General features: G+C 39.4%; 16 protein-coding genes. 11 read left to right on the plus strand and 5 right to left on the minus strand.

The window, feature by feature from the left end:
* Positions 1-106 precede the first annotated feature (106 nt).
* Positions 107-1096, minus strand: coding sequence for a LysR family transcriptional regulator (locus ACTJJH_RS10340; protein ID WP_004703082.1), 990 nt, complete (start codon positions 1094-1096; stop codon positions 107-109).
* Positions 1097-1683: 587 nt separating this feature from the next.
* Here ACTJJH_RS10340 and ACTJJH_RS10345 point away from each other — a divergent pair.
* Positions 1684-3288, plus strand: a complete 1605-nt coding sequence (locus tag ACTJJH_RS10345) for an isocitrate lyase (protein WP_002117581.1) — start codon at positions 1684-1686, stop codon at positions 3286-3288.
* Positions 3289-3343: 55 nt separating this feature from the next.
* Here ACTJJH_RS10345 and ACTJJH_RS10350 read toward each other — a convergent pair whose 3' ends face one another.
* Together ACTJJH_RS10350 and ACTJJH_RS10355 are read right to left on the minus strand one after the other, a co-directional pair.
* Positions 3344-3814 (minus strand): copper resistance protein NlpE, encoded by a 471-nt coding sequence (locus ACTJJH_RS10350; RefSeq protein ID WP_440601100.1) that lies wholly within the window; start codon positions 3812-3814, stop codon positions 3344-3346.
* Positions 3815-4002: 188 nt separating this feature from the next.
* Positions 4003-4326: a hypothetical protein gene (locus ACTJJH_RS10355; RefSeq protein ID WP_005070594.1), complete on the minus strand. Its 324-nt coding sequence runs from the start codon at positions 4324-4326 to the stop codon at positions 4003-4005.
* Positions 4327-4527: 201 nt separating this feature from the next.
* On the opposite strand from ACTJJH_RS10355, the gene ACTJJH_RS10360 reads away from it, so the two are divergent.
* The 9 genes from ACTJJH_RS10360 (at position 4528) to ACTJJH_RS10400 (ending at position 10801) form a co-directional block, all read left to right on the plus strand.
* Positions 4528-5403 carry an urease accessory protein UreD gene (locus tag ACTJJH_RS10360; RefSeq protein WP_320539260.1) on the plus strand — a complete coding sequence of 292 codons (876 nt, stop codon included), beginning with the start codon at positions 4528-4530 and terminating at the stop codon, positions 5401-5403.
* 101 nt (positions 5404-5504) lie between these two features.
* Positions 5505-5807, plus strand: coding sequence for an urease subunit gamma (gene ureA / locus ACTJJH_RS10365; protein ID WP_032056833.1), 303 nt, complete (start codon positions 5505-5507; stop codon positions 5805-5807).
* A gap of 11 nt (positions 5808-5818) precedes the next feature.
* Positions 5819-6127, plus strand: coding sequence for an urease subunit beta (locus tag ACTJJH_RS10370; protein ID WP_440601101.1), 309 nt, complete (start codon positions 5819-5821; stop codon positions 6125-6127).
* Positions 6128-6164: 37 nt separating this feature from the next.
* Complete coding sequence (gene ureC / locus ACTJJH_RS10375; RefSeq protein WP_440601102.1) at positions 6165-7865, plus strand: urease subunit alpha; 1701 nt, start codon at positions 6165-6167, stop codon at positions 7863-7865.
* A gap of 70 nt (positions 7866-7935) precedes the next feature.
* The gene (gene ureE / locus ACTJJH_RS10380) at positions 7936-8418 is read left to right on the plus strand and encodes an urease accessory protein UreE (RefSeq protein ID WP_069036870.1); all 483 of its coding nucleotides are present in this window, start codon (positions 7936-7938) and stop codon (positions 8416-8418) included.
* Complete coding sequence (locus tag ACTJJH_RS10385) at positions 8405-9070, plus strand: urease accessory protein UreF (RefSeq protein ID WP_069030948.1); 666 nt, start codon at positions 8405-8407, stop codon at positions 9068-9070. The genes ureE and ACTJJH_RS10385 overlap by 14 nt, the downstream gene beginning before the upstream one ends.
* Positions 9071-9094: 24 nt before the next feature.
* Positions 9095-9709: an urease accessory protein UreG gene (ureG, locus tag ACTJJH_RS10390; protein WP_002117800.1), complete on the plus strand. Its 615-nt coding sequence runs from the start codon at positions 9095-9097 to the stop codon at positions 9707-9709.
* 9 nt (positions 9710-9718) lie between these two features.
* On the plus strand, positions 9719-10288 hold the full coding sequence (locus ACTJJH_RS10395; protein ID WP_327742275.1) for a HupE/UreJ family protein: 570 nt from the start codon (positions 9719-9721) through the stop codon (positions 10286-10288).
* Between the two features lie 57 nt (positions 10289-10345).
* Complete coding sequence (locus ACTJJH_RS10400) at positions 10346-10801, plus strand: hypothetical protein (RefSeq protein ID WP_327742327.1); 456 nt, start codon at positions 10346-10348, stop codon at positions 10799-10801.
* Positions 10802-10873: 72 nt separating this feature from the next.
* Here ACTJJH_RS10400 and rsmD read toward each other — a convergent pair whose 3' ends face one another.
* Together rsmD and mrdA are read right to left on the minus strand one after the other, a co-directional pair.
* Entirely contained in the window at positions 10874-11419 is a 546-nt protein-coding gene (rsmD, locus tag ACTJJH_RS10405; RefSeq protein WP_347739202.1) for a 16S rRNA (guanine(966)-N(2))-methyltransferase RsmD, read from the minus strand.
* On the minus strand, positions 11419-13437 hold the full coding sequence (gene mrdA, locus ACTJJH_RS10410; protein WP_440601103.1) for a penicillin-binding protein 2: 2019 nt from the start codon (positions 13435-13437) through the stop codon (positions 11419-11421). The genes rsmD and mrdA overlap by 1 nt, the downstream gene beginning before the upstream one ends.
* 235 nt (positions 13438-13672) lie before the next feature.
* Between mrdA and ACTJJH_RS10415 the strand changes: the two genes are divergently transcribed.
* Positions 13673-14191: a hypothetical protein gene (locus ACTJJH_RS10415; RefSeq protein ID WP_002117557.1), complete on the plus strand. Its 519-nt coding sequence runs from the start codon at positions 13673-13675 to the stop codon at positions 14189-14191.
* Positions 14192-14250 lie beyond the last annotated feature (59 nt).

The following is a 14250-nucleotide window of genomic DNA, read 5'->3' on the forward strand; positions in this document are numbered from 1 at the left end:
TCATTATTATGACTATGTTTTAACACAAAAAAGCGCTGAGGTAATCAGATTGATTGCTCAGCGCTTGAAGATAATGTCTAAAATCGACAATTAAATCAAAATTTACTTAATAGTGAGAAAATTGCGAATTGTTGGTTAGAAATTCACGATTTTCTTCTTCAATCATTTGACGAGCAACAAATAAAATAAGTTGGCGTAACCAGCGATGAGCTGGGTGATGATGTAATAATGGGCACCAAGCCATTTTAAGTTCAAATTCTGGAATATAAAAAGGAGGATCTTTTATAACCAGTTTAGGATTTTGAGTTTGTAGGCGTGCCATTCGAGTTGGAAGCGTGGCAATCAGGTCAACATTTTGAGCAAGTAATGCTGGCATTTGGTAGTGACGAGTAAATACAGAAATTTTACGACGTTGACCAATACGTTCTAATGCCTGATCGATCCAGCCTAAACCGCCTTGTTTATCTGGATTTACACCAAAGCCTACACCCATACCAGTTTTAGAAACCCAGATATGCTGTGCATCTAGATAACTTTTAAGATTCAAATGGGTTACAGCAGGGTGTTTGTCATTAAGAATACAGCTGAAACTATCACGCCAAACTAAAACTTGGTGGAAACTTTGCGGTATTTCATTAAATCTATTAATTGCAAGATCAACTTTACCTTGTTCCATGTCTCTATAAGACACATCACTTGGTGTAAGAAAGTCGAGTACAACATTTGGAGCTTCAGAGCGTAGAGCTTTGACAAGACGAGGAACTAAAGTTGCCTCGGCATAGTCAGATGTCATAATGCGGAAAACGCGATTACTTGTATAAGGGCGGAATTCGGTACGGGGTTCCAAAATCATGGAAAGATCAGAAAGGGCATCACGAATACGAGGTTGTAATTCAAGTGCACGTTCTGTTGGGGTCATCCCTTCGGAAGAACGGATAAGAAGCGGATCATTAAATAAATTACGTAAGCGTCGTAAAATATTACTCATTGCAGGCTGAGTTACCCCAAGCTGTTCGGCTGCGCGCGTAACATTTTTTTCACGAAGAAGTACATCAAGATATATTAATAGATTAAGATCTACTCGCTCCAGATTCATAAAAAAAATACCGAAAATAAAACCCTGAAATTGTTTCAAATTATGCCATATTTAATGATCATTGTGTGAAAAAATGATGAGAAAAGCGACATTTTTTGTAGGAATTAAGTAGGGTGGAAAGGCGTTTCAAAGGCACGATTTTACTGTCTTTGCTCAGTTTTGAATGAAAGAAATCTAAATAGAATATATTTATGAATAACTTCTCAATTTCTAGCATATCAATTGACTTTTTGCATTGGCAAAAATAGCCTAATTTACAATTGACTTTTAGATTTAAAAATGAGTGGAAAATCTCCAAAAATTGTATAAAAATAAGACTTAGTGAGTTTTTAAAATAAAACTCTATACTCCTTTAGGATAATTTTATTTTTATAAACAAAGTGTTAAAGTTTTTGGTTTTATCTATAATATCGATTTATTGGTATATTTTTTAAATAAATACTGAAGATTAACAAAGGATATTGGATTAATTGATTGGCTAAGTCTAAGCTGTGTTCATGAGGAAGCAGCTGGTGTCATAAGAAATTTAAGTAACGTGACTCTAGGCTTCAATCGATGAAATCCTAAAATGAATACAGGACAATATCATGACTACATATCAAACAGCGATTGATGCAGTACGTCAATTAAAAGCAAAATTCGGCAATACTTGGGCAGACATTAGCCCAGAAGATGCTGCTCGTATGCAACTTCAAAACCGTTTCAAAACTGGTTTAGATATTGCTAAGTATACAGCTGCGATTATGCGTCGTGATATGGCTGAATACGATGCTGACTCAAGCAAATACACTCAATCATTAGGTTGCTGGCATGGTTTCATCGCACAACAAAAAATGATTGCGAACAAAAAATATTTCGGTACTACAAGCAAACGTTATATCTACCTTTCTGGTTGGATGGTTGCTGCTCTTCGTTCTGAATTTGGTCCACTTCCTGACCAATCTATGCACGAAAAAACTTCTGTTCCTGCATTGATCGAAGAAATCTATACTTTCTTACGTCAAGCTGACGCAAAAGAATTAAACGATTTATTCCGTGCGCTTAAAAAAGCACAAGAAGCTGGTGATACTGCTAAAGCAGCTGAAATCACAGCTCAAATCGACAACTTTGAAACTCACGTTGTGCCAATTATTGCGGACATCGATGCAGGTTTCGGTAACGAAGAAGCAACTTACTTACTTGCTAAGAAAATGATCGAAGCTGGTGCTTGTGCGCTTCAAATCGAAAACCAAGTATCTGATGCTAAACAATGTGGTCACCAAGCTGGTAAAGTAACTGTTCCACACGAAGACTTCATCGCTAAGATCCATGCATTACGTTATGCATTCTTAGAAATGGGTCTTGAAGAAGGTATCATTGTTGCGCGTACTGACTCTGAAGGCGCTGACTTGACTCAAAAAATCCCTGTGGTTAAAGAGCCAGGTGACATCGCTTCTCAATACATCAGCTACTTAGATACTCAAGAAATTGACATTGCTGATGCTCAAGAAGATGAAATCTTAATCAAGCGTGATGGTAAACTACACCGTCCTAAGCGTTTACCTTCTGGCTTATATCAGTTCCGTGCTGACACGCAAATTGACCGTGTTGTACTTGACTGTGTGTCTAGCTTACAAAATGGTGCTGACCTTCTTTGGATCGAAACTGCGACTCCAAACGTAGAAGAAATCGCACACATGGTTAACCGTGTTAAAGAAGTTGTTCCAAATGCTAAGCTTGTTTATAACAACAGCCCATCATTCAACTGGACTTTAAACTTCCGTCAACAAGCTTACGACCGTTGGGTTGCAGAAGGTAAAGACGTTTCTGCATATGACCGCGCTAAATTAATGAGTGCTGAATATGACAATACTGAATTAGCTGCTGATGCTGATGACAAGATCCGTACTTTCCAAGCAGATGCTTCTCGTGAAGCGGGTGTGTTCCATCACTTGATCACACTTCCGACTTACCACACTGCTGCTCTTTCTACTCATGAGCTTGCACAAGGTTACTTCGGTTCTGAAGGTATGTTGGCTTATGTTGCTGGCGTACAACGTAAAGAAATCCGCGGTGGTATCGCTTGTGTTAAACACCAAGCAATGGCGGGTTCTGACATCGGTGATGATCACAAAGAAATCTTCTCTGGTGACAACGCTCTTAAAGCACATGACGATGCTAAAAACACAATGAACCAATTCGCAGCTCACTAAGAATTGATTCATAAAAAAACCCGCTCAAATGAGCGGGTTTTTTAATTATTAAAAATTATTTTTTCAAAACATAGTGTTCAGCTAAAGATCCTTCAACTTTTTTACCTTCCATATCTAAAGCAGTTGCAGTGTTTTCACCGATAAAGAACTTACGGTTTTGGCCTTTATCATCTAACGTAATAACTGAAGTATTATCTTTGTCAAAAGTAAAGGTACCATGGGTTTCAAATGGGTTTGTATCACCTTTACCAAGATAAGTTTCAGTCAGCTCGTAGGTTTTATCATCTTTAAGTTCTAATTCGGTTTTAATACCTTCACAGTCTGCGCATGGGAGAGTGCCTTTATATGTGCCGTCCCAATCGAGTGAGTTTTCAGCTGTGTGCGCGGTATCTACAGTATTATTATTCGCTTCAGTAGTTTGCGCTGGAGCAGATGCTTGAGTTGTCGTGTCGGCTTTATTTTCATTTTTGCTACAAGCGGCAAGAAGGATACTTAAGAGTGCTACTGATAATAATGTTTTTTTCATGATGCTCTAAACCTCGGAAAATAAATAAAAAACAAGTAAACAGGCTATGAAATATAAGAGCCTAATAAAAGTTTAAGTATGTAATTTAATTTTAACAAAAGGTAAAGTGAGTGAAAATTAATCAAAAAAGAAAGATATAAAATTAAAAAAAAGGTATCCACTAAAAAATTAGCGAATACCTCTATATATTAAGGTTGAGAAGAAACCCCACCTAAAGAATCACAAGCTGATTTATAAAGTTGATATTGTTGCTTTAAAACTTCATCTAGCGGCATATCAAATAACTCTTCACCATTTTTATAGCTCTCTACATATGAAGTCGCCTTTTCTTTGCTTACCGCTAAAGACTGTTGGTAGTAAGAATTAATTGAGCTTGTTGCAATCTGACTTGTCTCAACATTTTTACATTCAAAATTATGGAGAATTTTTTCTGCACGTTTGACCTCACTAGATTGGCCAAAAATACACCCAGTTAAAAAGACAAGTGGCGTTAACACGAAAAAAAGTTTCATGGAGAGCAAGTATGGAAGCAACGGTGGGCGCTATTGTATAAATAATTCCATAAGTTACTGTGGTTTTATGTTAGACATTGATTGTTTTTTAACTCATTAAAATCAAAAAATTGTATCTAATTTTATCATTTTGCTTATTTTTATATTTGGTGCGTATTTTGCTTATAACTTTAAGCACTTATTTTGAACATATGAACCAGAATGAATCAGGTACAAACGTTTTCAAAAAACTCTTTAGCACCATTTTGGTATGCGCGATTAGAGCTCGGATTTTGTTTTGAAAATTCACGCACCATAATGAGTCATAGAAAGCACCATGGCCCTGTAAGGGTGCAAAAAATGCTCTGGCCTGAAAAAACAGGCGTATGTCATGCGATTATTGTACATCCTCCAGCAGGAATCGCAGGAGGAGATCATCTTACTTTTCAAATTGAAACCAAAGATCAAGCTCATGCGGTTGTAACGACTCCTGGTGCGGGAAAGTGGTATAAAACCAATGGGAAGCAGGCCTTTCAGCATATTCATCTTCATGTCCGAGATCGGTCTATTTTGGAGTGGGTTCCACAAGAAACGATGCTGTTTGACGGAGCTCTAGCACACTCAGAAACTCATATTCACCTTGATCTTGCTGCCAGTTTTATTGGCTGGGATATGTTGGTACTCGGGCGGCAGGCACGTGCTGAACGTTTTGTGCAGGGAAGTTATCACAACCAGTTTAAGTTGTGGCGAGAACAAAAATTATTGGTTGCAGATACATTGTTTTTTGAAGGTGAAGATCGTTGGCTTAGTTCTTGTTTAGGTATGGATAATCAAGCCGTAATAGGAAATTTTTGGGCCGTAGCACCTGAGAAATATCGGTCTTCATTTTATTTAGAACAACAGCTCGAACTCATTCGCGAATTGATGATGCGTATGCAAGCACCTGTAACTTTAACATTATTAGATGATGTGGTTTGTGCGCGTTTCTTGGGAAATGATGTCCGACATTGTCATGATGCTTTTGCAGCCATAAGAGCAAGATTAAGACGTTACTGGTTTGATTTGGATGAAGAATTCCCAAGAATCTGGAGAACCTAAGTTACGTTAAATTGCGTATTTAAAAAACGATTAAAATAAGTATGCTGCTTTTGAGCACGTATTTTGCTTAAAGAAAGTTAGATGCTATTTAGGAAAGAGATATGGAACTCAATCCAACAGAAAAAGATAAATTACTTATTTTTACCGCAGGGCTAGTCGCTGAGCGCCGTAAATCTCGCGGCTTAAAGCTAAATTATCCGGAAGCTATCGCTTTTATTTCTGCTGCTTTGCTTGAAGGAGCGCGGGACGGTATGACGGTGAGTGACTTGATGCATTACGGAACAACTTTATTAAAGCGCGAAGATGTGATGGATGGCGTGCCAGAAATGATTGCTGAGGTTCAGGTCGAAGCAACTTTTCCTGATGGCTCGAAGTTAGTCACTGTTCATCAGCCAATCGTATAAAAGGAGCGTTTATGATCCCTGGTGAAATCATTACTCCAGATATAGACATTGAGCTGAATGTTGGGCGACAAACTTTAAAAATTGTAGTTGCTAATATTGGCGATCGACCTATTCAGGTGGGTTCTCATTTTCATTTTTATGAAGCAAATGATGCACTACAGTTTGATCGTGAAACAGCGAAAGGCTTTCGATTAAATATCGCGGCAGGCACGGCAATACGTTTTGAACCGGGACAAAGTCGAGAAGTAGAGCTTGTTGCTTTAGCGGGTAAGCGAGAAGTATATGGTTTTGCAGGCCGCGTCATGGGCAAGTTGGATTAAACATAACAACGATAATGAAAGAGATGAGTAATAAGTTATGAAAATGTCACGTCGTGCATATGCTGAAATGTTTGGTCCAACGGTTGGTGATCGTATTCGCTTGGCTGATACAGAGCTTTTTATTGAGGTTGAGCAAGATCTAACGACTTATGGTGAAGAAGTTAAGTTTGGCGGTGGCAAAGTCATTCGTGATGGAATGGGGCAATCTCAACTTTTAGCTGATGAAGTTGCTGACACAGTGATTACCAATGCTTTAATTGTGGATTGGTGGGGTATTGTAAAGGCAGATGTCGGTTTAAAAAATGGCCGAATTTGGAAAATAGGAAAAGCTGGGAATCCTGATATTCAACCGGACATTACCATTCCTTTAGGCGCTGCAACAGAAGTGATTGCAGGTGAAGGGCAAATTTTAACGGCAGGTGGTATTGATACTCACATTCACTGGATTTGCCCACAGCAAGTTGAAACTGCACTTATGTCGGGTACAACAACAATGGTGGGTGGAGGAACAGGACCTGCGGCAGGTACTTCGGCAACGACAGTGACTCCAGGGCCTTGGCATATTGCGACTATGTTGCAGGCGATTGATGATTTACCTATGAATATTGGCCTGCTAGGTAAAGGTAATTTGAGTTTGCCAGACCCAATTCGAGAGCAAATTAAAGCTGGGGTAATTGGGTTAAAACTACATGAAGATTGGGGCTCAACACCGGCAGCCATTGATAACTGTTTAAGTGTTGCAGACGAGTTTGATGTGCAGGTTGCTATTCATACAGATACTTTAAATGAAGGTGGATTTTTAGAAGAAACACTGGCTGCGTTTAAAGACCGTACCATTCATACGTACCATACCGAAGGTGCGGGTGGTGGGCATGCACCTGACATTTTAAAGGCAATTGGACAAAGTAATGTGTTGCCATCTTCGACTAACCCAACACGTCCTTATACGATTAATACCATTGATGAGCATTTAGACATGCTCATGGTTTGCCACCATTTAGACCCAGCAATTGCTGAGGATATTGCATTTGCCGAAAGTCGTATTCGCCGTGAAACCATTGCCGCTGAAGATATTCTGCAAGACTTAGGCGCAATTGCCATGATGTCTTCTGACTCTCAGGCGATGGGTCGTGTGGGTGAAGTGATTTTACGTACTTGGCAAACTGCTCATAAAATGAAAATTCAACGTGGCCCGCTTGAGGGTGATAATGAGTTTCATGATAACAATCGCGTTAAACGCTACATTGCCAAATATACAATTAACCCAGCCATTACCCATGGTTTAAGTCATGAAATCGGTTCGATTGAGGTCGGAAAACTTGCTGATTTAGTGTTATGGAAGCCTGCTTTTTTTGGTGTAAAACCTTCCATGATTATTAAAGGTGGCATGATTGCAGCGGCACCGATGGGTGATATCAATGCTTCAATTCCAACCCCACAACCCGTGCACTACCGTCCAATGTTTGGTGCCTATCCGCGTGGTGTACATAACACCTGTATTACCTTTTTATCTCAAGTAGCAATTGATGAAAAAGTTGCTGAGAAACTAAATCTTAAAAAGTTAATTAGCCCATGTAAAAACACGCGTGCAATTACTAAAGCCGATATGAAGCACAACACATATTGTCCTGTCATGCAGGTTCATCCTGAAACTTATGAGGTGCGGGCTGATGGTGAATTATTAACGTGTGAACCTGCAGACGTGTTACCAATGGCTCAGCGATATTTCTTATTTTGATGAATTTTATAGAGGTGATTTGCCTCATTACTTTAGATATGAATGAAAGAAATAAGGAGAGAAAAGCTAAATGAAAATTTACACGCAACGACTTGAAGATATTTCTCCTGATCAGGCATTTGAAACGGTTGAACTGACTTTTGATACCCGTCAAAAATCACGGTTTCGAGCGGCTTTAGCGAGTGGCATCGATATTGGTGCTGATTTACCGCGTACTGGCATTTTGCGTAGTGGCTCATATATTGCAACGCAACAGGGCGATGTATTACGTATTGATGCCAAACCTGAGCGATTAATGCAAGTCACTGCTCAAACCGATTTTGATTTGCTTAAAGCTGCCTATCACTTAGGTAATAGACATGTACCATTAATGTTGACCCCTACAGCTTTGTATTTTGAGCCTGATCATGTGCTTGCAGAAATGGTGGAAGGGTTAGGGCTTACAGTTTCAGAAACTGATCATCCATTTGAACCTGAAAGCGGTGCCTATGCACAGCATAGTCATGATCATCGTTTAAGCCCAATCAAAGCCTTACATCATGTCCATTCATAGTGCCGCGCAATTACTGCAACTGCTGACACTGTCTTCTACAGCATTGCCAGTTGGGGCGTATTGTTATTCACAAGGTGTGGAAACGGCGATTGATATTGGCCTAATACATGACGAAACCTCGGCAATTGCTTACTTTGAAGAAGTGCTTGAGATGTTGTTGGTGAGGTTTGAGTTGCCCGTATTAAAGCGTCTTATGCAGCATCATGATGACTCAGAACAGTTTCTGGTTTGGGCAAATTTGTATAAGGCCAGCCGAGAAAGTAAAGAACTTTTGGCAGAATCTCAACAGCTGGCATTTTCTTTAAATGCGTGGATTAAAGATGTTTTAAAAAAAGCAGTTGAGGTTAAAAAGCAGTTTGGTTTCGTGCCGGTCTATGCACAGCTGTGTGGCCGACTGGAACTCAACGACATGGATGTACTTACGGCTTATACCTTCACTGTTTTAGAAAATCAGGTTTTAGCCGCAGTAAAAACAGTTCCTTTAGGACAAATGGCTGGGCAAAGAATTTTATGGCATTTGCATGGTTTAGTCCCACAAGCGGTAGAGAAAGCTTTGAAGCTTAGTGATGAACAATTGAGCAGCGCTTTACCTCGTTATGCCATGCTGAGCATGAAACACGAAACACAATATTCACGGTTATTCAGATCTTAAGTTTAGGAAAAAAGGATAAAAATCATGACAGAACGTAGTCCATTACGAGTTGGAATTGGCGGACCAGTGGGTTCGGGTAAAACAGCACTTACACTTAATTTATGTTTAGCCTTGCGTAATAAATACAATATGGCTGTGGTGACAAATGATATTTACACCAAAGAAGATTCAAACTTTTTAACCCGTAATGAAGCGATGTCGCCAGATCGTATTGTGGGTGTTGAAACAGGTGGTTGCCCGCATACGGCAATTCGTGAAGATGCTTCAATTAACTTGGCTGCAATTGATGATTTGTGTGAAAAATTCGAAGGCTTAGAACTCATTATCATTGAAAGCGGTGGTGATAATTTAGCTGCAACATTTAGTCCTGAACTCTCTGATTTAACTTTATATGTCATTGATGTGGCTGGTGGTGAAAAAATTCCTCGTAAAGGTGGCCCGGGTATTACCAAGTCAGATTTACTCATTATTAATAAAACTGACCTTGCGCCAATGGTAGGTGCAAACCTTGATGTAATGGACCAAGATGCGAAACGCATGCGCGGAGAAAAGCCATTCTTATTTTCAAACATGAAAACACAAGATGGTCTTGAAGAAATTATTCAGTTTATTGAGAAACAAGGGCTGTTTAAAGCTTAAGGAGAGATTATGGACTTCATGAAAAAATGGAGTGTAGTGCTCCTTTCATTATTGCCAGCACTTGCAATGGCTCATCCGGGACATGACCATGCACATTCTGGTTTTATGGCGGGCTTTATTCATCCCTTTACTGGGTTAGACCATTTAGTGATGGCTTTAGGTTTTGGTGTCTTGTTGTGGTCAGCTGCTAAACAGTGGAAAATTGCTGGAGTTATTGCCTTAAGTATTACCTTAATTATAGGCTTTTTAGTAGGTGCTCAAGGTTTGGTACCAGTTAATATGGCTGAATACGGCATTGTTGCTTCTTTAGTTATTACAGCAATTGCCCTATGGACAAAATCCAATAAAGTTTTACCAATTGCCGCGGCATTACTTGCAAGCTTCCATGGCATGGCTCATGGTGTTGAGTTAGCACATGCAGGGCATATTGTTGCATTAGTAACTGGTATGGTTGCTGGTATGGCGCTCATTTATTGCGGTGGACTTGCACTAGGTGCCATTTTTACGCGATATGTACCTTATGGCAAAAAAATTGTTGGCACCTGTGCAGCAGTTGTAGCAGTGATTGGTTTAAGTTAATTAAAACCTTGCAAAAAAAGGTAGCATTAAGCTACCTTTTTGGATTTGCAAAATAAAATGTGTGTGCATAAAAATATTGATACTGTTTTTATAGCGCTGATTATCTTTTACAGTGGATATGTTCAGGCTTATGATTTTTTTCAACCAGAAAGTGATTCTACTTTACTAGATACAGACCAGTTGTTAGATCAATCAGATTTAAACTTGGACCAAAGGCGGTTAGCCATTGAGCATGATGATGAAGTTAATAACTATAATGTGCTCAAAAACGAGTTTTATTCAAATGAGCGTTGGGTAATTTATAATTATACAGCCTATGATACTGGGCAACTTCAGAATAAAAACAGTAATGGTTTTACGAATCATATTAATATTCAAGATTTATCTATTTCAGTTGGATATGGGGTTAATTATAGTGTTAATCCAAGACTGAAAATTGGTTATGAATATATTTCGAGTTTTCCTTATGATCGAGGTCAACTCATACGATTTTTTACGATCTATTTATTCTGAAATATGAAATAAAAATAATCTAATTCAACTAAATAGATCAGGTAAATTAATTTGCCATAAAATCCTACATGTTTAAATTTTCTGATAAAGCCCAGCGTGGACTGTGCCAGCTTTAGTGGTTTTAACTTGTTGCCATGTTGCGGGAAGTTGAAGCTGAGCTAAATCTCGGTCAGCTTCAACATAAATGTATCCATTCTTTTTAATATGTGAATCTGCCAAATGAGCGAGCTCTTGCCATAGATCAAGACTATAAGGTGGATCTAAAAAAACCACATCGAACTGTTCTTTTAAGCGGGGTAGGGCTTGTTGAGCCGTTGTATTAATTAGATGACAGTTTTGGGCTTTTAATAGTTCAATATTATCTTTTAAAAATCGTGCCTGAGCTTTGTCAGGCTCAATCATATAAACAGATGCAGCACCACGTGACAGAGCCTCAAAACCTAATGCACCAGAGCCTGTACAGATGTCGAGAACTTGAGCATTTTGAATATCCCACATGAGCCAGTTAAATAGAGTTTCGCGTACTCTATCTGGGGTTGGGCGTAAGCCATCAATGCTAGCGAAAGGCAGTACTCGTCTTTTCCATTCGCCGCCAATTATACGTAGTTGATTTTTCATTATTCATCGGCCTCATTGGTAGCAGGACGAGCAGGAGCAGCTTGCTGTGTTGATGCTGCTGGTTTGTTGGTGGTAGCTGTAGCCGATGCTGGACCAGAACTTTCACCGCCGCTTGGAAGTTCACCTGGTTTAATACCTGCTGTCATTAACCCGCCATTGACTTGGTGATTTGCTGGACGAATCGGGTTTTTCTTACGAGTTAATAGCCAGTAATCAAAGACAGGTCTTGCAAGTTGAGCAGCTGAACCACCATGACGACCATTTTCCCAAATGACTGCAATCGCAATTTCAGGTTTTTCAGCAGGGGCAAATCCAACGAATAAACCATGGTCAAGTTGACGTTCACTCAAGGCTGCTTCGTTATAGCGTTTACCCTGTGCAATACTCTTAACCTGTGCTGTACCTGTTTTCCCTGCAATTTGGTAGAGGGGAGTACGAATACCGCGGCCAGTACCTGATTGAATTACATCAATCATGGCATCACGCATTTGAATCCAGTCTTCATCCGTGCCGTTGAATTTGATTTTGCCATCAGGCGCATTACGTACTGTAAATGGTTTTGCACCATGCGTTGCGCGTAAAACATGAGGCGTTACATGAGAACCATGATTTGCCGTAATTGCTGTTGCCATCGCAAGCTGTAATGGAGTGGCTGTAAACGCGCCTTGACCAATACTGACAGAAATAGTTTCACCCTTCATCCATTTCGCTTTACGCGTACGCATTTTCCATTCAGGACTTGGATAAAGGCCTTCACTTTCACTTGGTAAATCGACACCTGTTTTTTGACCAAATCCAAATTGGCGCATCCATTGGTTCATTTGATCAATACCCATTTGATGGGCAAGAATATAAAAATAGGTATCACATGACATAATGATGGCTTTATGCATGTTCACGATGCCATGACCAGATTTTTTCCAGTCACGGAACTTATGTGAATCACCTGGTAGATGGAAATAACCAGGGTCAGAAATTGCCGTTGACCAGTCTACAATACCGTAGTGTAGGCCACCCATTGCTTCCATTGGTTTAATGGTAGAACCAGGGGGATATACACCCTGCACAGCACGGTTATAAAGAGGTTGGTCTAAATTGTCACGTAGTGAACTGTAGTCAGTATGACTAATGCCTGTCACAAACAAATTAGGGTTAAAACTTGGACTAGACACTAAAGCTAGAATTTCACCTGTACGAGGATCAATAGCGACAATAGCTCCACGACGACCTGCGAGCTGCTGAGATGCAACTACCTGTAAACCGTAATCTAAAGATAAATAGAGGTCATTACCGCGAGTAGGGTCTTTACGACCTAAATGACGCAATACATTACTATGTGCATCTGCTTCAACAGATTCGTAACCCGGTGTTCCATGCAATAGGTCTTCATAGCTTTTCTCAACGCCAATTTTTCCAATTAGGTTGGTCCCAGCATATAAGTCTTTATCAATACTTTTTAATTCTTTATCGTTGATACGCCCGACATAGCCAATTACATGAGCAAATAACTCACCGTGTGGATAATAGCGAGTCATTTGTGTCTCGATTCTAACACCCGGAAACTTATATTTGGCTTCACTAAATTTAGCAATATTGGCTTCAGTTAGATTGAGCTTAATCGCGACGCGTTCAGTTTTACGGGCAGTTTTTATACGGCTTTTAAAACGGTCAATATCTTCTTGCGTTAAATCTAAAATAGGCTGTAATTGCTCAATGACACTATCAACATCTTCTACATCTGTTTTACTTAAAGTTGCTGTAAAAACAGGATAGTTATCTGCTAGTAATACACCGTTTCTGTCATAGATATAACCACGAGCAGGCGGAAGTGGTTGCAAGCGAATTCGGTTTTTATCAGATGCAGTCGAGAATTCGTCGTAGTGAAAAATTTGTAGATAAGCGTATCGGCTAATTAAGACTAATAAGCAGATGGTCACGATCCCTATGGCAAAAAAGATACGACCTCGATAAATGCGCTTTTCTTGCTGGATATCTTTTAAAGGAAAGTGCTGTTTCATAAGGATCGACTTAATGACATAGGGTAGAAAAATAGCTGCTTATTCTAACGCAAGAGCACTTAAAATATTGCATAATTTTCAAAGTTTCATTGCATTTTAATAAGATACTTTTTGACTTTGCAGACAACAAAATTGTAGATACTTGTATATAAGAAGCAAAATAATTCTGTTAAAGTCTCTCATTCAATAGAATAGGGTTGTTCTCACCATACGATTAGGGAAAATGGAGAAAATAATGAGAAAAATTTATCCCTTACTTGCAGTTTTGACAGTAAGTAGTTGGGCCCATGCTCAAGACTACTCGTTTCTTCCAGAAGCAAAATTAGCAGGACATAATGCATCTACCTGGAATGTGGGTGCAGGCGTTACTCAAAAATTATTACATCTTAACGGTGAGTGGGTAAATCCATATGGTATTGCCTATGCGAAAGCCGGCGCATTTTTGAATGGTGACAAAACCGCTGGTGGTCAAGTTGGCTTCCGATATCCTTATTATCTTACTGGCACAGACAAAAATGGTTACTATATCGGTTTCTATGCTGGTCATCTTGATAGTAAAGAGGTCGATGGTGATTTTAAATCCCGTTTAGGTGCGGGTGTTGATTTGGCCTATGTGTGGTTAAATTCAGAAAGAATTAGCACTTTTAGTGTGGGTATCGGTGCGGCTGAAAAATTAACTGACCAGAACGGAAATGTTGCTGCAGATACTAAACCACAAATTCAATTTTCTTATTCTCTAAGTTTTGGTTTATAAAACAAAGCAGTTTATCGTTAACTCGCCATAAGCAGAGCACAAATAAATACGAGAGTCTT

It is taken from the genome of Acinetobacter sp. 22301 (genome assembly GCF_052045285.1).
Classification (GTDB): domain Bacteria; phylum Pseudomonadota; class Gammaproteobacteria; order Pseudomonadales; family Moraxellaceae; genus Acinetobacter; species Acinetobacter pittii.